The following is a 17,875-nucleotide window of genomic DNA, read 5'->3' as shown; positions in this document are numbered from 1 at the left end:
AAGTCGTCCTGACCGTGCATGGAGTGACGTTGATGACCGCAACCCCCGCCTGGCCGCCGCAAAGCGCGCCGCGCCTGCATGTCGAAACCCAGTTGGGGGACGGCGTGTCGGTGCCGGTTGATGGCAATCCGGCCCATTATCTGATCAGCGTCATGCGGGTGAAGCCCGACGACATCGTCCTGTTGTTCGATGGCCGCTCCGGCGAATGGGCCGCCCGCGCCCGCGACATCCGCAAGCGCGACCTGATCCTTGAATGTGTCAGCCAGACCAAAGCGCCCGAATCCGTCCCCGATTTCTGGCTATGCTGCGCCCCGATCAAGAAGGGCCGCATCGACCTGATCGCCGAAAAAGCGTGCGAATTGGGGGTGGCGAAGCTTCAGCCGGTCCTGACCCGCCGCGCGGTGGTGGACAAGCTCAACCTCGACCGGTTGCACGCTCACTTGGTCGAAGCCGCCGAACAATGCGGCCGCACTACCCTGCCGGACCTCGCTGCCATGGTGAAGCTCGACGCGCTGCTGAAAGACTGGCCGCAGGATCGCCACCTGTTTTTCGCCGACGAAACCGGCGGTGCGCCGCTGACCACCGCCTTTGCCGCCCACCCCGGCGGCGCCGCTTTCCTGATCGGGCCGGAGGGCGGATTCGACCCTGCCGAACGCGAAACGATCCGCGCCCATCCGCGCGCCGTGCCGGTTTCGCTCGGCCCCCGCATCCTGCGCGCCGAAACCGCCGCCATCGCCGCGACGGCGGCGTGGATGACCCTCAACGGCGACTGGCACTAAGTTTCATTTCGCCATTGGATTGAACCGTTTATAGACAGAGCCTATCTGATCATCGCCGGTCACTGTTTGACCGGCCGAGGGGAAGCATTAAGGGCGGGGCATGAGCACCAGAACCGACTCAGCGGGTGAAGATCCCGTCATCGAAAGCCGCAACCAGTTGATCGCGGCCTTTGCCAAGGGCGAAAAGCCCAAGGATCGCTGGCGCATCGGCACGGAACATGAAAAATTCGTCTATAGCCGCAAGGATCATCACGCCCCTTCCTATGAGGAAAAGGGCGGCATCCACACGCTGCTGATCGGCCTGACCCGCTATGGCTGGAACCCGGTGTTTGAGGGCGAAAATATCATCGCCCTGTCCGGCACCGACGGCACGATCAGCCTGGAACCGGCGGGTCAGCTGGAACTGTCCGGCGCGCCGCTCGACAATATTCACCAGACCTGCGCTGAAACCGGTCGCCATCTGGAACAGGTGAAATATGTCGGCGACATGCTGGGCCTGGGCTTCCTCGGCCTGGGCATGTGGCCCGACAAGACGCGCGCGGAATTGCCGATCATGCCCAAGGGGCGCTACGAGATCATGCTGCGGCACATGCCGCGCGTCGGCTCCATGGGGCTGGACATGATGCTGCGCACCTGCACTATCCAGACCAATCTGGACTATGGCAGCGAAGCGGACATGGCCAAGAAATTCCGCGTCTCCCTCGCCCTGCAACCGCTCGGCACGGCGCTGTTCGCCAATTCGCCCTTTACCGAAGGCAAGCCCAACGGCTTCCTCTCCTACCGCAGCCATATCTGGTCGGACACTGATCCGGGGCGTACCGGTATGCTGCCCTTCGTGTTCGAGGAAGGCTTTGGGTACGAGCGTTATGCCGACTATGCGCTCGATGTGCCGATGTATTTCGTCTATCGCGACGGCAAATATATCGACGCCTCCGGCCTGTCCTTCCGCGATTTCCTCGATGGCAAACTCTCGGTCCTGCCGGGCGAAAAGCCGACCGAGAAGGATTGGGAGGATCATCTCTCCACCGCCTTCCCCGAAGTCCGGCTCAAAAGTTTCCTCGAAATGCGCGGGTCCGATGGCGGCCCCTGGGGTCGCATCTGCGCCCTGCCTGCGCTCTGGGTCGGTCTGCTCTACGATCAGGGCGCGCTCGATGCGGCCTGGGATCTGGTCAAGGACTGGAGCATGGAAGATCGGCAGATCTTGCGCGATTCCGTGCCGAAGCTCGGCCTCGACGCACCGATCGGCAAGGGCCGCACCCTGCGCGACATCGCCCGCCCCGCGCTCGACATCGCGCGCTCAGGCCTCGCGGCACGCGGTCGCCTCAATGCGGCAGGCGACAATGAAACCGGCTACCTGTCCGATCTGGAAGAGGTCGTCTCGTCCGGCAAGACCCATGCCGAACGGCTGCTCGATCGCTATCATGGCGAATGGGGTGGCGACGTCAGCAAAGTCTATGCGGAAGAAAGTTTTTAGAGTCGCATTGGATCAAGCGAAATTCCTCCCCTTTAAGGGGAGGATTTAGAGTTATTCAGCCGCCTGAATCACCTGTGCTACCGCCCGCTTGCGCCCCGTCACCCACGCAAAGAAGCGCGGCACCGGGGCGTTGCGCTCCATCCAGTCGCTATAGGCGCGATAGTCCGGGTCGGCGGACAGATGCTGTTCCTCCGTCCGCGCGCGCCAATAATAGACCGCGTTGGTCAGCGCCAGCATCGCACAATTGCGCACCATGTCGGCCATCGAACCGGACACGCTCAGGAAAGGCAGCGCCGAAAACCACCAGAACAGATTTTTCGCCAGATAGGCCGGATGCCGGGTCCAGCGATACGGCCCGTGCGTCAAAATCCCACGATGGGTCAGGTTGGAAAAGCGCAGGCCGAACGCCACCGTTGCCCAGGCATAGAGGCCGGTCAGCAGCACCAGCCACCCTCCCAGCATCCATTGCAGCACCCCGGACCCTTGCGTCCAATAGTCCCATTCCGCCCCGCCCGCATGATAATCGAGCGGCCCGCCACCGCCCATCAGCACGAAGGGCGGATAGCAGATCAGCGCCGCGACCCAGCCCGCCAGATAGGGGTTCGCAGTGCGGATGTGCGAATCGAGCGGCTTGAAGGTCAGTATGTAGCCGACCGTCGCCAGACAGACGTCGATCATGAACATGACCGCGATCAGGAAACCGGCCAGCGCCACCGGATTGGCAAAGGCCTCCTCGATCCGCCAATTGACCACGCTGGCAAAATTGCCCGGCACGATCGAGACCATGAAGGCCAGGAAAAAGCCCTTCACGGTCCAGGCGCGGGCGTGGTGCGCGACCTGTGCCATATCGGGCGCGCCCGCCGCGCCACCGATCACCCATTGGCCAAAGCTGTAACTGGCATCCTTGGGCTGTACCAGCCGCCGGTCGATCCAGAGGATGTAAGGGATGGACAATGCCAGCAGCCACGGCGCAGCCGCGGTGAACAGGTCCATCGAAAAACGATAGTTGCCGCTCCAGTACCAGCGGGCGATGCAATAGAAGATCGCGATGGTCAGCCAGGTCGCCCACAGCCCGGCGATTTTGACGATGCTGATGTCGATCACGTCGCGCACTGGCCTTGCCGGGCCGCGCCAGTCGATCCCGGTCGATGCGTTGCGATGCACCTTGTCCACCACCAGCGACCATAATATCATCGGCAGGCCGCAGGCGACCACGGCGGCCAGCCCGGCATTGGGTCCGTCCATGCCATAATGGCGCGCCACCAGCGTCCACAGGCCAAGGCCGACAAGGCCAGCAATGCCCACGCCATGGCTGACGGCGGATGGGGGGCAGGGATCGGCAGAATCGCGCATGATCCTCGCTCTAGCGCAAAAGGGTAAGCAAGCGGTGAAGGTTGACCTCGCCCCATCCGACAGGGAGGATCGCATATGAAACGCTACCCCGCTTTCCTTCGTCATGCTGAATTTATTTCAGCATCCATCGTGCCCCAAAAGCCGTCGCTCGTGACGAGAAATGGATGCTGAAACAAGTTCAGCATGACGTTGGATTGCATCCGACAAGAATCATCTTAACCTATAGCAAGGCGATGAACCCTTTGTATCTCAGTGCGTTACCCATTGCATAACCTTCGACAATGGAGACAGGAGATGACGATTGCGGTGCGATTTCCCGATGGCAGCGTCCGCAACATCCCTGCCCAGCTGAAGGAAATTCCAAACCCTGCCAGCCCCGATGGCCAGCCCGGCTTTGAGCGCGTGCCGCTCAACTGCGATCCGGTCTGGCGTTTTCAGCGCGTCGGCGACGACTGGTATGCCACGCCCCGCAGCGGCAGCCTTTCGCTGCTCAAGCCCATATTGCCCGAATGGTGGCGGACCGTCCGCCACATGAATATGGACGACGGCACGCCCCGCGCCCGCAAACAGCGCCAGTCGCAAGGCCGCGGCCCCATCGACACAGCCGCCTAGGGCCGATCAGCCGCCCAGCACGTTGATGGTGAAGGCCAATATGCCAAGGTTGAACAGGAAAGCGGCGAGGCACTGAAACAGCACGGTGCGCCGCACCCCACTGTCGGTGACCGATATGTCCGACGTCTGGAACGTCATCCCCAGCGTGAAGGCGAAATAGAGGAAATCCCAATAGCCCGGCTCTTTTGTCTCCGGGAAATCCAGCCCGCCGCAATCGCCGCCGCCCCCATCCGCCTGAGACCTGTCCGCCCGGTAGAAGATATGGGCATAATGCATGGCATAGACGAGGTTGGAGAATAGCCAGGCGATCAGCAGCGTCACCAGCAGCAAGGCGACCACTGCCGTCTTAGGCCCGCCATGCTGGCTCACCGCCACGCCGACCGCGACCAATATGACCAGGCTGACGATCGCGGTCAGCAGCAGCATCAGTTCGCGATTGGCGTCATTGGCCTTCGCCTTGGCCCGCATCGCGTCGGGATCGGCGCGGATCAGCGGTACGACCGACGCCATGAAGGCCAGCGCCGCAATATCGAACCCCGCCATCACCGCCTCATGCCAGCGCAGCCACAGCGCCAGCGGCGCTGCCATCGCCAGCAGCGCCAGGAACATGCCATAGCGCCAGGGGAAGATCGGTTGGCGGGGACGGGTGCGGCTCATGCCCCGATCATAGCACGGCGGCGATCAATCCGCGCGCCTGCGCCTCATTGGCCTCCATATACCAGTTTTCCGGCGCTTTTTCGAGCAGCTCCTCCATAGTGATGTCCGATCCCAGGATCAGATTCTGGAACCCCTCATTCTGGATCGCGATCGACGACTGGATTTCGTTCAGCGTCGCCTTCAATGTCGCAATGCAGGTGGACAATGGCCCGGCCAGCTGGATATTTTTCGTGATCAGCCGCTCATGGATCATGATCCGCGTGCCGCGCGTCACATAGCGATTTTCGGTCGCGAAAAAGCTCATGAAGGTCGCGCCCGCCGAATAGACCGCCGTGCGCCCCAGAAACACCAGCCGCCGCTCAGGATAGAGGTCGGAATGGAAGCGGATATCCTCGCCCATCAGCCGGGCAATCTCCGGGTCGCCGCCCAGCGTGGAAATCTCCACCACCACCAGCCCCTGCTGCGGCGCATTGGCCAGGCAATTCTTGAAATGCAGATACATGCCATGATCGACCACGCCCGACAGCATGATCGACGGATATTCAAAATCTCTGGGGCCAAGCATCGGCGCAGTCATCAACATCATCACGTCCCTAAAATTGCGGTTTCGCGCTGCACTACGCATGGGCGGGCAAAAGGTGCCGCGCTTTTGCGCTGGCGCCGCGCGCGGGAGGCTGTAAAGAACAGATCATGACCATGGGGCAGCGGACATGATCGCAAAATTGAAAGGACGGCTCGACAGCACCGGGCTGGACCATGCCATCATCGATGTCGGGGGCGTGGGCTATCTCGTCGGCGCCTCCTCGCGCACGCTCGCGGCGCTGGGCAGCATCGGCGAAGCGGTGACGATCCACACCGAAATGCTGGTCGCGGCCGACTCGATCCGCCTCGTCGGCTTCGCCCGCGCGGAGGAACGCGACTGGTATCGGCTGCTCACCCATGTGCAGGGCGTGGGATCGCGGGTGGCGCTGGCGATATTGTCCGCGCTCGAACCGCTCGAACTCCACCGCGCCGTCGCCATGGGCGACAAGGCGATGATCGCGCGAGCCAACGGCGTCGGCCCCAAACTCGCCCAGCGCATCGTCAACGAACTGAAGGACAAAATCGGCGCGGCCCCGGCTGGCGGCCCGGTCGGCGCAGGCGGCATCGCCATCCTCCCCACCGGCAGCTTCGCCGCCGATGCCCTCTCCGCGCTCCAGAATCTCGGCTTCAAACCCCATGAAGCCAGCACCGCCGTCGCCGCCGCCGAAGCAGATCTCGGCGACAGCGCCAGCCTCGACGCACTGGTGCGGCTGGCGCTGCGGAAGGCGGCGAAGTGATGTGCGCCTCCACCCGTCATGCTGAACTTGTTTCAGCATCCATTGGGCCGCACAAGCCGAAGGGGGGTGTCGATGAAGCAACCATGCGTCTATATCCTCGCCAGCCAGCCCTACGGCACGCTCTACATCGGCGTGACGTCCAACCTGATCGCTCGGCTGATACAACATCGGACAGAGGCAATCCCCGGCTTCACCAGCCAATATGGCGTCCATCGCCTCGTTCGCTTCGAGATGTGCGATACGATGGAGCAGGCCATCCTGCGCGAGAAGCAGCTCAAGCGCTGGCATCGTCAGTGGAAGATCAATCTTATCGAGGCGGAAAATCCCGATTGGGTCGATCTGGCAGTCAACCTCGGCTTGCCACCGATCCATCAGCGTTTGACGCACGATGGATGCTGAAACAAGTTCAGCATGACGAAGTTGGTGAGGGTCGCCAATGACCGAACCTGACCGCCTCCTCACCCCCGCCCGCCGCGTCGAGGATGTCGACGCCGCATTGCGCCCCAAGTCGCTCGACGAATTTATCGGGCAGGAGGCCGCGCGCGGCAATCTGCGTGTCTTTATCGAGGCGGCGAAAGCGCGGGGCGAGGCGCTCGACCATGTCCTCTTCTTCGGGCCGCCGGGTCTGGGCAAGACCACGCTGGCGCAGATCGTTGCCAAGGAAATGGGCGTGGGCTTTCGCGCCACGTCCGGCCCGGTCATCGCCAAGTCGGGCGATCTGGCCGCCCTGCTCACCAACTTGGACGAGGGCGACGTCCTGTTCGTGGACGAAATCCATCGCCTCAACCCTGCGGTAGAGGAAGTCCTCTACCCCGCAATGGAGGACCGCGCACTCGACCTGATGATCGGCGAAGGCCCGTCCGCCCGCTCGGTCCGTATCGACCTGCCGCCCTTCACCCTGGTCGGCGCGACCACACGGCAGGGGCTGCTCACCACACCCTTGCGCGATCGCTTCGGCATCCCGGTGCGCCTGCAATTCTACACCGTCGCCGAACTCGAACTGGTCGTGCGCCGCGCCGCGCGCCTGCTCGACCTTGCCATCACCCCAGACGGCGCGATGGAGATTGCCCGCCGTTCGCGCGGCACCCCGCGCATCGCCGGGCGGCTGCTGCGCCGGGTGCGCGATTTCGCCAATGTCGCGGGCGTCCCGGCAGTGGACGCCAAGGTCGCCGACGCCTCGCTCCGCCGGCTGGAGGTCGATGAGCTGGGCCTCGACCTCATGGATCGCCGCTATCTGATGATGATCGCTGACATTTATCGCGGCGGCCCGGTCGGCGTCGAAACCCTCGCGGCGGGCCTCTCCGAAGCGCGTGACACGATCGAGGAAGTGATCGAACCTTACCTCATCCAGCTAGGCCTGATCGCCCGCACCGCGCGTGGCCGCTGCCTCAATGGGCCGGGCTGGAAGCATCTGGGCCTCAACCCGCCGCAGGACATCCAAAACACGCTTTTCGACTAGCACTACTTTGGCAGGTTAGGGAACCGACTGGAATCGTCGTTGATTCCCGTTTGTCAGTATAGGCTGACGGACTTACGACGATGGTGGTGGACGAGAGCTGGCGGACTGATCTGGAGCGATGGTTTGAGCCGTTTTTGGCGGGGCTGTCTCATCCAGCACGACGTAGGATGTGCCCGCTCTATATTGCTGGTTTGATCGGACCGGGGGACCGTAAGAGCGTTCAGCCGATGGCCGCGCGGGCTGGCGATGTTGGTTACGATCAACTGCATCATTTTGTTGCCGCCGGTGTGTGGGATAGCGTTCCGCTCGAGGTGGCCTTGTTGAAAGAGGCGGATCGCCTGGTCGGTAATCCGTCGGGATTTTTGGTCATCGACGACACGGCGCTGCCGAAAAAGGGGCAGCACTCTGTTGGTGTCGCGCCCCAATATGCATCGTCGCTCGGCAAGACGTCCAACTGCCAATCGCTGGTGTCGGTGACTTTGGCCTCGCGAGAAGTGCCGGTGATGGTGGGTCTGCGGCTCTTCTTGCCCGAGAGTTGGACGGACGATGCCGAGCGCATGAAGCGGGCGGGTGTCCCCGTGGATCGACAGAAGGCTCTGACGAAGCCCGAGATCGCGATAGAGGAGATTGACCGCGTCATCGCCTGCGGAGTGCGCTTTGGCTGCGTACTTGCCGATGCGGGATATGGATCGAGCGGCCCTTTCCGCCAGGCACTGAGCGAGCGCGGCCTGCTGTGGGCGGTCGGCTATCGCGCCGCCAGAACTTCTATCCAGCCGATGTTGGCTTAATCTTCCCGGTCGCCAGGACTGGCAGGCGCCGCCAGTACCACATGCCCGACCGACCCCCGGTCTCAGCTGAGGCGATGCTGTCTGGCCAAAAATGGCGGAAGATCAGTTGGCGGCGCGGCACCAAAGGCCGGCTGACCTGCCTCTTTGCGGCCCAACGGGTCCGCATCGCGGAAGGACATAAGCACCGAATGCTCGACAACCGCATGCAATGCATGCCGGGCGACGAGGTCTGGCTCGTCGGTGAGCGGAGATCGACCGGAGAGCAGAAATACTACGTGTCGAACTTGCCGGCCGACGCCACGCTCAAAGCACTCGCCGCCGCGATCAAGGGGCGGTGGATCTGCGAGCAGGCGCATCAGCAGCTCAAGGAGGAGCTAGGTCTCGATCACTTCGAAGGCAGATCCTGGACAGGATTACATCGACACACCTTGATGACAATGATCGCCTACGCTTTCCTCCAATCCCGCCGCCTCAAGGCGGCGGGACGGAAAAAAAAGAGCCAGTGGGCCGCCGCCTCAACCGACCATGCCAGCCATCAGGCAGGCGATCCTCAACCTCTTCGCCCAGCCCCCACCAACGCGCTGCCCTCACTGTAGGAAGCCTCTCTCCGACCCAGTCGATCTTACAGTGCCAAAGTAGTGCTTCTGTAATGGGCCTTTGTTCGTCAAGTCCCTCCGAATGATTATCTCGTCGCCAGGATCATGCTTCTGTCCGTGGTCAGCACGAAGACCGCCACACCATGCCATCAGATCCAGAACCGGCAGATCAATCTAGGAAGCGTGGTTTGCCGAAGCATTCACAGCACTACACACGATCTTGCCAAGCCCTCGTCCCAGCGACGGGACCTCATTAGAAGCGTGTCGTTCCCGACGCGCCTCGATCAGCATTTTTCCCTTCAAGCGGCCATTGCGGTTGCCCCCCAGCGAAAGTCGGTGGCGTCCATCCACATGCGATGGAGCACGACGCCGAGTTTGCGCGCCAGGGCAACCTTGGCGCGCTTCATGCCGCGACGTTTCGCCACTTCGAGCGCCCAGCGCTTCAGGCTGGAAAACCGCGTCGCTCGCGTCAGCATGATATGCGCCGCCTCGAAGAGCGCGGTTCGGACCATCGCGTCGCCGACCTTGCTGACACCTCCATCCCGGTCGGTCTCGCCGGACTGATATTTCTTGGGGGTCAGCCCAAAGTAGGCGCCGACCGTACTCGATTTTCCGAAGCGTGTCGGATCGTCGATCGCCGACCGATATGTCAGGGCGACCAACGCACCGACCCCGGGAGTGCTCATCAACCGGTGACAAATCTTGTCAGCACGCGCGATCTTCAGCATCTCCCGGTGGAGCCTGGTGAACTCCCCCCACAACGCTGCCCGTGCCGCCAGCATCGCGCCGATCACCGTCTCCAGAGTGGCGTGCCCGACGATCAGTTCCTCTATACGCGCTTCGAACCGACCGCGGCTGACCTCGCCGACCTTCAGTCCATATCCGCGTAGGATCCCACGGATGCTGAGTTCGACGTCGAGCAGCTTGCTCTGCAGAAGCTTGCGACCGACGAGTACGGCGCGGGTATCCTGCGATGCCACCGATTTTGCATGAACCGGCCGATACCAGCCCATCCGCAGCAATTGGGCAATCCCGCGGGCATCTTTTCGGTCGGTCTTCACGGTCATCGCGGAAAGGGCCGCCTTCACGTGTCGCGTCTCCAGCAAAACAACGTCCCGACCAGCGGCAACAAGCCCAGCATGCAACCAATGCGATAGCGGCCCCGCCTCCAGCCCGATCCGACACACCGGCAATTCCAGATCGTCGAAATACCGCACCAGCGCCTCGGGCTCGCTGGCGACCTTAACCTCACGGACGATCTTACCCTTTGCGTCCACGATGCACACACTGCTCTCTTTCAGAGAGACATCGATTCCGGCATAATACTCCATGGCTGTTCCTCTCATGATGCTTGGGGCCGATCACTCGGACCCCGTTTCCAACACCATCATTCTGAGGGACAGCCACCCAACTTGGCTACTCTTGAAACGCCGGCCCATTACGGCATCTAGTGACCCGAATCTGAAGTTCGTCACCTTGTCTGGCAGGCATTGAACGAACTTCAGATTCATAAGGGTCACTAGCAAATATTTGATTCTAGTGTGGTTTAGGGATTTGAAATTCGCTCCCCACCTTGCCGAAAAATGTGGCGAATTTCAAATCCACCACACTAGAAAACCTTGGCCCCTACGGCATGGCGCGGCTATAGTCATGGCCAAGACTAGGCGCACGACAGATGCGCCAAAAACCCAGGAGTCGAGCCTTGCGGGCCATCGAGACATTTCCCAACCTCGTCACCATGTTCTTCGCCCGCACGGCGGAGCAGGGCGACAAGCCCTTCCTGTGGCGCAAGAGCGAGGGCATATGGCATCCCTTGAGCTGGAATGAGGTCGCCGCGCAAGTCGCCGCCCTTTCCACCGCGCTCCGGTCCCTCGGCCTCAAACCCGGCGACCCGGTCATGCTGGTCAGCGAAAATCGCCCGGAATTCTGCATCGCCGACCTTGCCATCATGGCGACGGGCTGCATCACCGTGCCGACCTACACCACCAACACCACCCGCGATCACCAGCATATATTGACCGACAGCGGCGCCCGCGCCGTCATCGTTTCGACCGCCAAGCTGGCGCAGGCGCTGATGCCCGCCGTCGTCCGCTCGCAGGCCAGCTTCGTCATCGGCATGGAGCCATTGCGCGGCGCGCAGGGACAGGCGACCTGCCATTTGTGGGACGATCTGATCGCCGCCCACCCTACTGACATCGCCACCTGCGCCGCCGCCCAGACCGCAACCCGCAACGATCAGGCCTGTATCATCTACACCAGCGGCACCGGCGGCGCGCCGCGCGGGGTGATGCAGCATCATGGCGCGATCCTGCTCAATGCCGAGGGGGCCGGCACCATCGTCGCGGAGGATTTCGGCTGGGGCGAAGAAAGCTTCCTCTCCTTCCTGCCCCTCTCCCACGCCTATGAACATAGCGGCGGCCAGTTCCTGCCCATGCTGCTGGGCGGGCAAATCTATTATGCCGAAGGGTTGGAAAAACTCGCCAGCAATATCGAGGAAACCCGGCCGACCATCATGGTGGTAGTCCCGCGCCTGTTTGAGGTGCTGCGCGCCCGCATCATCAAATCGATCGAGAAGCAGGGCAAATTCCCGACCTGGCTGATGGCGCAGGCGCTGCGCATCGGCGCGAAGGAGCAGCAGGGCAAAGCCTCGATCCTCGACCGGCCCTTGAAGGCCGTTCTCGCTCGCACGCTTATCCCCAAGATCCGCGCCCGCTTCGGCGGCAGGCTCAAGGCGCTCGTGTCCGGCGGCGCGCCGCTCAACCCCGATGTCGGCCTGTTCTTCGACGCGATGGGCCTCACTCTGCTTCAGGGCTACGGCCAGACCGAGGCGGGACCGGTGGTCAGCTGCAACCGCCCCCGCGCGGGCATCGCGATGGATACGGTCGGCCCGCCGCTCAAAGGGGTCGAAGTGAAAATCGCCGATGACGGCGAAATCCTCGTGCGCGGCGAACTGGTCATGCACGGTTACTGGCGCAACCCGGTGGAAACCGAGAAGGTGCTGAAAGATGGCTGGCTCCACACCGGCGACATTGGCGAATTTGACGCCAAAGGCCGCATCCGCATCACCGACCGCAAGAAAGACCTGATCGTCAATGACAAGGGCGACAATGTCTCCCCGCAAAAGGTCGAGGGGATGCTGACGCTTCAGAATGAGATCGGCCAGGCCATGGTCCATGGCGACCGGCGGCCCTATCTGGTCGGCCTGATCGTCCCCGACGCGGAATGGACCCGCGAATGGGCGCAGGCCAATGGCGTCGCGCCCGCCGATGCCCCGGCAAACCCTGCCTATATGGCGGCGCTGCGTGCGGCAGTGGACCGGGTCAATGCTGACCTGTCGGTGATCGAACGGGTCCGCCGCTTCATCCTGGCCGACGAGCCGTTCAGCATCGACAATGAGGAAATGACCCCGTCGATGAAAATCCGCCGCCATATCATCCGCAAGCGTTATGCCGATCGGATGGACGCGCTGTATAAGGGGTGAGGGGATTGATGGCATTGCGTCCCATGGCCATAGCGGCGGCGATCATCGCCAGCGCGCCACTCTCTGCCGCGCCATCCGGCCCGGCCAGCATCGCCGAGCATCAGCGCCAATGCGCGGGCAAGGATGGCTGGAGCGACCCCGCCCCGCCCGTCCGCATCTTCGCCAATGTCTATGATGTGGGCAGTTGCGGCATCACCGTGCTGCTCATCACCGGGTCGACGGGCCACATCCTGATCGACGCGGCCACCGTGCAGGCCGTCCCGTCGATCATCGCGAATATCGAGCGGCTGGGTCTCCGCCCCACAGACGTCAAATATCTGCTCACCACCCATGAACATGTCGATCATGTCGGCGGCCTGCACGCCATCCAGCAACGCACCGGCGCAACCCTGATCGCATCGGCAGCGGCGCGGCCGATGCTGGAAAGCGGCACCCCGGCCAGCGATGATCCGCAACGCGGCACCATCCCCGACTTCGCCGGCGCGCGCGTGGGTCGCATCGTCAAGGATGGCGAAACCGTCGCGCTGGGGTCGCTCCACCTGACCGCCCATCTGACACCGGGCCATTCGCCGGGCGGCACCAGCTGGTCCTGGACCGCCTGCGCTGGCAAGAGCTGCCGCAGGATCGTCCATGCCGACAGCCTGAGCGCGGTGTCGGCGGACGATTATCGCTTTGCCGATCACCCCGCCTATGTCGCCCGCCTGCGCGCCACCATCGCCAAGGTCGCGACCCTGCGCTGCGACCTGCTCATCACCCCGCATCCCGCCTCCAGCAATCTCTACGATCGCCTCGCCGGAAAAGCCCCGCTGATCGACAGCAAGGCCTGTGCCACCTACGCCGCCACCGCGCGCCAAAATCTCGGCCAGAGACTCACCCGCGAAGCCGCCGCCATAAAACGGCGGTAACAGCATCTGCGTCGTCCCCGCGCAGGCGGGGACCCAGCTCGCCTCCGGCAATCCAATCGCGTGACGAGACATGGATTCCCGCCAGCACCCTCACTTCCCCGGCGCGCGATAGGGTATGAAATCCCCCAGCGCACAGCTACCCGTCGTCATCCCCGTCACCAGATTGGCGCTGGTGGTAAAATCGCCCCGGCACAGTTGCGACCCGAAACTGCGCACGATCATGGTGTCGCCATAGCTCAGGCCGTTGCAACTGCCGATCAGCTCATTCTTGTAGGTCAGCCGCCTGCTGACCCGGTAGAGCAGCACATTATTGCTGATCACCGTCAAATTGGTCTGCGGCTCGCGGTTGATGCAGCTCACCTTCTCGCCCGCGACCTTCCCCGCCAGCGCCTTGTCCAGCGTTGCGGCCTGCTTGTCGGTCAGCGGCGTGGGCGTATAGCTGCCGGTGCAGGCAGCCAGCATCAGGGGCGTCAGGCATATCCAGGCACGCATCACGGCTCTCCTCATTCTCTGCCGACAGGACGGCAGCATAGCGCAGGTTCCGTCAGGCCGCATCCTTCGCGGCGCGGCGCTGCGCCAGCTCTTCCACGTCCCGCGCGCGCATGAAGATGTTGGTCGCCCGCTCCAGCCCGATCGTGGTCGGCACCGTCGCCTCGCCCCGCGCGCGCGCCGCCTCGACCTCTGCCATCCGTGCGGCGAGCGCCCTATTGTCCGGCTCCACCCCCAGCGCGAACCGGCCGTTGGAGAGCGTATATTCATGCGCGCAATAGACCGCCGTATCCTCCGGCAACGCGCCCAGCCGCGCCATATTCGCGAACATCTGCGCCGCCGTCCCCTCGAACAGCCGTCCGCAGCCCATCGCAAACAGCGTATCGCCGACAAAGACGATATGCTCGTCAGCCAGATGATAGGCGATATGACCGGCGGTATGGGCGGGGACTTCCATCACGGTCGCGACATGTGTCCCGATCCGCACCCTGTCGCCCTCGCCCACCGTCCGGTCGAGCGTGCCGATCTTCTCCGCCTCCGCCGCCGGGCCGGTGATAGTGCAACCCGTCGCCGCCTTGATCGCCGCATTGCCGCCAACATGATCGCCATGCCAGTGAGTGTTCCAGATCTGCCCGATCGTCCAGCCGCGCTCTGCCGCTGCCGCCAGCACAGGATCGGCCACCGCCGGGTCGATCACCACCGTCTCGCCGCTCGCCGCGTCATGCATCAGCCACACATAATTGTCGCTCAGCACGGGGATGCGGACCACTTCCAGCATCGCGCTCACCACGCGCCGATATTGGGCATCGACAGCCAGGGTTCGGCCGGGTCGAGCCGCCCGTCCTGCAACAGCTCGATCGAAATGCCGTCCGGCGTGCGCACGAACGCCATATGCCCGTCACGCGGAGGCCGGTTGATCGTCACACCCGCATCCAAAAAGCGCTGGCAGGTCTCATAGATATTCTCGACACGATAGGCGAGATGGCCGAAATTGCGCCCGCCATCATAGACTTCCGCCGGGCTGCCATCGGTCGGTGGCCAGTTATAGGTCAGCTCGACCTGCGCCTCCTCATCCCCCGGCGCAGCCAGAAAGACCAGAGTGAAGCGGCCCTGTTCGCTGTCGATGCGCTTCATTTCCTGGAGGCCCAGCAGCGCAAAAAATGCGACCGTTTTGTCGATATCGGTCACGCGGATCATGCTATGCAGATATTTGGGCAAAGGTCACTCCATTCGTCGCCATAAAGCAACGGTTCATCTCAGGACTGGCAGGACAGCCCTATAGATAAGGTCGCGCATCTCCCGAAGGAAGAGGAAAGCATGATGGCATTGGAATTGCGGGACAAGGTTCTTCTGGGCAGCGCCGCGCTGCTGGCGTTGGGCGTGATGAGCGGCGGCTATCTGCTGGGCGACGGGTTGAAGCGCGCCAAGGCGGCGGACCGATCGGTCACTGTCCGCGGCCTGGCTGAAAAGGATGTGACGGCGGACCTTGCCACCTGGTCGATCAGCTATTCGGCGACCGGCTTCGACCTGCCCTCGGTCCGCGCCGAAATCGACAATAACACCCGCGAACTCAAGGCCTATTTCGCCAGCCTGGGCTTCAAGCCCGAAGCGCTCACCCCGGTCGGCGCGGGGGTGAACCAATATCTCAACAATGGCGTCAACAATATCACCATCACCCAGCGGATGCTGCTGCGCACCACCGACATCGCCCGCGCCCAGCGCGCCGTGGCGCAACAATTCGACCTCGTGCGTCGCGGCGTGACGCTCCAGGAAGGGTCGGGGATGCGCTACAGCTTTACCAAGCTGAATGACCTCAAGCCGCCCATGGTCGCCGCCGCCACCAAGGACGCGCGCAACGCCGCCGAACAATTTGCGCAGGACAGCGGCATCAGCGTCGGCAGCATCAAAAGCGCAACCCAGGGCTATTTCTCGATCGAGGCGCGCGACGGCGAAGGCGGCGACGGATCAAGCGACACCCCCTATAAAAAGGTCCGTGTCGTCACAACTGTAGATTTTTACCTTAAATAACAATGACTTAAATATATCAAGATAAAACCGCTACATATGTACGGCTCAGTGTCGGCTTTTATCGGCCAGCGGCGGGCAATCGCGACAGATTGTCCGCCGCCGCCTTCCCCGCCGTGGCCGTCGGGGCCAGTCTGACCGCCCGCTGCCAGGCCGACCGCGCCACATCTTCATGATCAGTCAGGACGGCGATATTGCCCTCCTCCAGCGCCACCGACGCATCATCAGGCGACAGTTGCACCGCGCGGGCAATATGTGCCTGCGCCAGTGACATCTCACCCGACCGCCGCGCCAGCGTCGCCGACAGCAGCCAGCCCAGCGGATCCCTGGGTGCCTGCGCCAGTGCCACATCCAGCGACTCCCGCGCCGCCGCCCCGTCACCCAGCGCCACCAGCGCCCGCGCCCGATCGAGATGCACCTCGCCCTTCTCCATGCCGTCGGGCAACCCCCGCGCCAGCGCCGCGTCAAAATCCTGCCGCGCCTTGGCCGCATCGCCACTGGCCAGCGCCGCATTACCCGCTTGCGCCCACAGCCTTGCGCTCTGCGCCATCTCGGCGCTGCGCTCGGCCTCCTCGGCGGCCTGCTCGAACGCGACGATAGCCGGCGCCCAACGCTCCGCCCGCGCATAGGCAAAGCCCATGCAGTGGCGCGCATAGAAGCTCCCGCCCTCGATCCGCCACTTCTGCGCAAAGGCCACCGCCGCATCGGGCGATTCGACCGCCTGATCCAGACAGGCCTGAAAAGGCGCGGCAAATTTGGCCGGGACCGGAATCCGCCCATCCTCCCGCGCCGCCGTCGCCCTGGGTGCCGCAACCGCCGCAGCAGCAGCCTCCTGCTTCTCCTTGCGGCTGCGGTTCATCACCGCCTCGATTTCCGGGTCATAGGCCTGGGCCAACAGCAGGAGCGGCAGCAAAAGGGGCATCAGAGACTATCCAGCAGGCTGGCGACGGTGCGGATCAGCAGGGCGATGTCGCCGTCGCGGGAAAGGCGGTGGTCGCCGTCCTTAACCAGCAGCGTCTGCACATCGGATGAACGCAGTTGCGACGCGATCCGCAGCGCCGTCTCCCACGGCACATCATCGTCCCGCTGCCCCTGGAGCAACCGCACCGGGCAGTCGATCGCGATCGGCGCATCCAGCAGTCGCAGCGCCTGCCCCGATTCCCAGAAACCCCGCGTCGTCACATAGGGCTGGTCGCCATAGGGCGTCGGCTCCTCGATCCGCCCCTCGGTCATCAGCAATGCCTTGTCCGCGTCGGTAAAGCCCCAGTCGGTAAAATCCGGCGCGGCGGCGATGCCGACCAGCCCCGCCACCCGCTCCGGCCGCGCCAGCGCCACCAGCAGCGCCAGCCAGCCACCCATGGACGATCCCACCAGCACCACCGGTCCCTCGACCAGCGCATCGATCAGCAACAGCACATCGTCCCGCCAACTGGCCAGCGTCCCGTCCACAAAGCGCCCCTCGCTCGCCCCGCACCCGGCATAGTCCATCCGCACCATCGCCCGCCCGGTCTGCGCCGCCCAAGCATCCAGCGCGACCGCCTTGCCCCCCTCCATGTCGGACATATAGCCCGGCAGAAAGACGATCGTTGGTCCCACCCCGCTCCGCTGCCGATAGGTCAGACGCAACCCGTCAGGCCGGACAAACAGGGCGGGCGGCGCGAAATCGGCATGGGTCATGGCAGGGCTTCCTGTTGGGCAAAGGGCGTGATCGCCCATAACCCGGCTTTTTGCCCGAACCACAAAAATTATCCGCTTTCCTGCGTTGACAGCCCCAAGGGCAGCGGCTAGTTGCGCGCTCCTACCCCGTGCCCAGATGGCGGAATTGGTAGACGCACCAGCTTCAGGTGCTGGCGATCGCAAGGTCGTGGAGGTTCGAGTCCTCTTCTGGGCACCAATACTGGCTCTGGCAGCGTCCAGATAAGTCCAGTAAGCGGCTGG

At 63.4% G+C, this 17,875-nt stretch carries 18 protein-coding genes, 1 tRNA gene and 1 pseudogene; 11 read left to right on the top strand and 9 right to left on the bottom strand.

What is annotated here, in order from left to right:
• Positions 1-32: 32 nt before the first annotated feature.
• Entirely contained in the window at positions 33-779 is a 747-nt protein-coding gene (locus D0Z70_RS01665; protein ID WP_119743657.1) for a 16S rRNA (uracil(1498)-N(3))-methyltransferase, read from the top strand.
• A gap of 100 nt (positions 780-879) precedes the next feature.
• Complete coding sequence (locus D0Z70_RS01660; protein ID WP_119743656.1) at positions 880-2,253, top strand: glutamate--cysteine ligase; 1,374 nt, start codon at positions 880-882, stop codon at positions 2,251-2,253.
• Positions 2,254-2,304: 51 nt separating this feature from the next.
• Here the strand turns inward: D0Z70_RS01660 and D0Z70_RS01655 are convergent, their stop codons facing one another.
• A complete protein-coding gene (locus D0Z70_RS01655; protein WP_119743655.1) occupies positions 2,305-3,606 on the bottom strand; it encodes a methyltransferase family protein in 1,302 nt (433 codons plus the stop codon).
• Positions 3,607-3,900: 294 nt separating this feature from the next.
• Between D0Z70_RS01655 and D0Z70_RS01650 the strand changes: the two genes are divergently transcribed.
• Positions 3,901-4,218, top strand: coding sequence for a hypothetical protein (locus D0Z70_RS01650; protein WP_119743654.1), 318 nt, complete (start codon positions 3,901-3,903; stop codon positions 4,216-4,218).
• A 6-nt stretch (positions 4,219-4,224) separates the two neighbouring features.
• Here D0Z70_RS01650 and D0Z70_RS01645 read toward each other — a convergent pair whose 3' ends face one another.
• Together D0Z70_RS01645 and D0Z70_RS01640 are read right to left on the bottom strand one after the other, a co-directional pair.
• Entirely contained in the window at positions 4,225-4,875 is a 651-nt protein-coding gene (locus D0Z70_RS01645; RefSeq protein WP_119743653.1) for a DUF1345 domain-containing protein, read from the bottom strand.
• A 7-nt stretch (positions 4,876-4,882) separates the two neighbouring features.
• Positions 4,883-5,458 (bottom strand): Clp protease/crotonase-like domain-containing protein, encoded by a 576-nt coding sequence (locus tag D0Z70_RS01640; protein ID WP_119743748.1) that lies wholly within the window; start codon positions 5,456-5,458, stop codon positions 4,883-4,885.
• A 127-nt stretch (positions 5,459-5,585) separates the two neighbouring features.
• On the opposite strand from D0Z70_RS01640, the gene ruvA reads away from it, so the two are divergent.
• The 4 genes and pseudogenes from ruvA to D0Z70_RS01620 all read left to right on the top strand — a co-directional run bounded on the left by ruvA (position 5,586) and on the right by D0Z70_RS01620 (position 9,037).
• On the top strand, positions 5,586-6,194 hold the full coding sequence (gene ruvA, locus D0Z70_RS01635; RefSeq protein ID WP_119743652.1) for a Holliday junction branch migration protein RuvA: 609 nt from the start codon (positions 5,586-5,588) through the stop codon (positions 6,192-6,194).
• A 72-nt stretch (positions 6,195-6,266) separates the two neighbouring features.
• Positions 6,267-6,593, top strand: a complete 327-nt coding sequence (locus tag D0Z70_RS01630; RefSeq protein ID WP_119743651.1) for a GIY-YIG nuclease family protein — start codon at positions 6,267-6,269, stop codon at positions 6,591-6,593.
• A 37-nt stretch (positions 6,594-6,630) separates the two neighbouring features.
• A complete protein-coding gene (gene ruvB, locus D0Z70_RS01625) occupies positions 6,631-7,653 on the top strand; it encodes a Holliday junction branch migration DNA helicase RuvB (RefSeq protein WP_119743650.1) in 1,023 nt (340 codons plus the stop codon).
• Positions 7,654-7,733: 80 nt separating this feature from the next.
• Positions 7,734-9,037: pseudogene (locus D0Z70_RS01620) on the top strand (IS701 family transposase).
• A 299-nt stretch (positions 9,038-9,336) separates the two neighbouring features.
• Here D0Z70_RS01620 and D0Z70_RS01615 read toward each other — a convergent pair.
• Positions 9,337-10,368, bottom strand: a complete 1,032-nt coding sequence (locus D0Z70_RS01615; RefSeq protein WP_119743649.1) for an IS110 family RNA-guided transposase — start codon at positions 10,366-10,368, stop codon at positions 9,337-9,339.
• A 407-nt stretch (positions 10,369-10,775) separates the two neighbouring features.
• On the opposite strand from D0Z70_RS01615, the gene D0Z70_RS01610 reads away from it, so the two are divergent.
• Both D0Z70_RS01610 and bla read left to right on the top strand, forming a co-directional pair.
• Positions 10,776-12,518 carry an AMP-dependent synthetase/ligase gene (locus D0Z70_RS01610; protein WP_119743648.1) on the top strand — a complete coding sequence of 581 codons (1,743 nt, stop codon included), beginning with the start codon at positions 10,776-10,778 and terminating at the stop codon, positions 12,516-12,518.
• Between the two features lie 8 nt (positions 12,519-12,526).
• Entirely contained in the window at positions 12,527-13,423 is an 897-nt protein-coding gene (gene bla / locus D0Z70_RS01605; RefSeq protein ID WP_239018772.1) for a subclass B3 metallo-beta-lactamase, read from the top strand.
• A 90-nt stretch (positions 13,424-13,513) separates the two neighbouring features.
• On the opposite strand, the gene D0Z70_RS01600 is transcribed toward bla, so the two are convergent.
• From D0Z70_RS01600 to D0Z70_RS01590, 3 genes are read right to left on the bottom strand one after another with little or no spacing between them, the layout of a single operon-like run.
• The gene (locus D0Z70_RS01600) at positions 13,514-13,915 is read right to left on the bottom strand and encodes a hypothetical protein (protein ID WP_119743646.1); all 402 of its coding nucleotides are present in this window, start codon (positions 13,913-13,915) and stop codon (positions 13,514-13,516) included.
• A 52-nt stretch (positions 13,916-13,967) separates the two neighbouring features.
• Entirely contained in the window at positions 13,968-14,690 is a 723-nt protein-coding gene (gloB, locus tag D0Z70_RS01595; protein WP_119743747.1) for a hydroxyacylglutathione hydrolase, read from the bottom strand.
• Positions 14,691-14,695: 5 nt separating this feature from the next.
• Positions 14,696-15,130 (bottom strand): VOC family protein, encoded by a 435-nt coding sequence (locus tag D0Z70_RS01590; protein ID WP_119743645.1) that lies wholly within the window; start codon positions 15,128-15,130, stop codon positions 14,696-14,698.
• A 102-nt stretch (positions 15,131-15,232) separates the two neighbouring features.
• Here D0Z70_RS01590 and D0Z70_RS01585 point away from each other — a divergent pair, with 102 nt between their 5' ends.
• Complete coding sequence (locus D0Z70_RS01585) at positions 15,233-15,940, top strand: SIMPL domain-containing protein (RefSeq protein ID WP_119743746.1); 708 nt, start codon at positions 15,233-15,235, stop codon at positions 15,938-15,940.
• A gap of 58 nt (positions 15,941-15,998) precedes the next feature.
• Here the strand turns inward: D0Z70_RS01585 and D0Z70_RS01580 are convergent, their stop codons facing one another.
• Entirely contained in the window at positions 15,999-16,859 is an 861-nt protein-coding gene (locus D0Z70_RS01580) for a tetratricopeptide repeat protein (protein WP_119743644.1), read from the bottom strand.
• Positions 16,859-17,614 carry an alpha/beta fold hydrolase gene (locus tag D0Z70_RS01575; protein ID WP_119743643.1) on the bottom strand — a complete coding sequence of 252 codons (756 nt, stop codon included), beginning with the start codon at positions 17,612-17,614 and terminating at the stop codon, positions 16,859-16,861. The genes D0Z70_RS01580 and D0Z70_RS01575 overlap by 1 nt, the downstream gene beginning before the upstream one ends.
• A gap of 130 nt (positions 17,615-17,744) precedes the next feature.
• Between D0Z70_RS01575 and D0Z70_RS01570 the strand changes: the two genes are divergently transcribed.
• A tRNA-Leu gene (locus D0Z70_RS01570) sits at positions 17,745-17,831 on the top strand.
• Positions 17,832-17,875 lie beyond the last annotated feature (44 nt).

Origin of the sequence: Sphingobium terrigena (genome assembly GCF_003591655.1) — a bacterium.
Classification (GTDB): domain Bacteria; phylum Pseudomonadota; class Alphaproteobacteria; order Sphingomonadales; family Sphingomonadaceae; genus Sphingobium; species Sphingobium terrigena.
The sequence above is the reverse complement of the archived record's forward strand: the minus strand, read 5'-3'. Positions and strand labels throughout refer to the sequence as shown.

Excerpts from the sequence above, each read along its gene's own strand:
- D0Z70_RS01665 (WP_119743657.1), top strand. The coding sequence starts at position 33 with ATGACCGCAACCCCCGCCTGGCCGCCGCAAAGCGCGCCGCGCCTGCAT.
- D0Z70_RS01660 (WP_119743656.1), top strand. The coding sequence starts at position 880 with ATGAGCACCAGAACCGACTCAGCGGGTGAAGATCCCGTCATCGAAAGC.
- D0Z70_RS01655 (WP_119743655.1), bottom strand. The coding sequence starts at position 3,606 with ATGCGCGATTCTGCCGATCCCTGCCCCCCATCCGCCGTCAGCCATGGC.
- D0Z70_RS01650 (WP_119743654.1), top strand. The coding sequence starts at position 3,901 with ATGACGATTGCGGTGCGATTTCCCGATGGCAGCGTCCGCAACATCCCT.
- D0Z70_RS01645 (WP_119743653.1), bottom strand. The coding sequence starts at position 4,875 with ATGAGCCGCACCCGTCCCCGCCAACCGATCTTCCCCTGGCGCTATGGC.
- D0Z70_RS01640 (WP_119743748.1), bottom strand. The coding sequence starts at position 5,458 with ATGTTGATGACTGCGCCGATGCTTGGCCCCAGAGATTTTGAATATCCG.
- ruvA (WP_119743652.1), top strand. The coding sequence starts at position 5,586 with ATGATCGCAAAATTGAAAGGACGGCTCGACAGCACCGGGCTGGACCAT.
- D0Z70_RS01630 (WP_119743651.1), top strand. The coding sequence starts at position 6,267 with ATGAAGCAACCATGCGTCTATATCCTCGCCAGCCAGCCCTACGGCACG.
- ruvB (WP_119743650.1), top strand. The coding sequence starts at position 6,631 with ATGACCGAACCTGACCGCCTCCTCACCCCCGCCCGCCGCGTCGAGGAT.
- D0Z70_RS01615 (WP_119743649.1), bottom strand. The coding sequence starts at position 10,368 with ATGGAGTATTATGCCGGAATCGATGTCTCTCTGAAAGAGAGCAGTGTG.
- D0Z70_RS01610 (WP_119743648.1), top strand. The coding sequence starts at position 10,776 with ATGTTCTTCGCCCGCACGGCGGAGCAGGGCGACAAGCCCTTCCTGTGG.
- bla (WP_239018772.1), top strand. The coding sequence starts at position 12,527 with ATGGCATTGCGTCCCATGGCCATAGCGGCGGCGATCATCGCCAGCGCG.
- D0Z70_RS01600 (WP_119743646.1), bottom strand. The coding sequence starts at position 13,915 with ATGCGTGCCTGGATATGCCTGACGCCCCTGATGCTGGCTGCCTGCACC.
- gloB (WP_119743747.1), bottom strand. The coding sequence starts at position 14,690 with ATGCTGGAAGTGGTCCGCATCCCCGTGCTGAGCGACAATTATGTGTGG.
- D0Z70_RS01585 (WP_119743746.1), top strand. The coding sequence starts at position 15,233 with ATGGCATTGGAATTGCGGGACAAGGTTCTTCTGGGCAGCGCCGCGCTG.
- D0Z70_RS01580 (WP_119743644.1), bottom strand. The coding sequence starts at position 16,859 with ATGCCCCTTTTGCTGCCGCTCCTGCTGTTGGCCCAGGCCTATGACCCG.
- D0Z70_RS01575 (WP_119743643.1), bottom strand. The coding sequence starts at position 17,614 with ATGACCCATGCCGATTTCGCGCCGCCCGCCCTGTTTGTCCGGCCTGAC.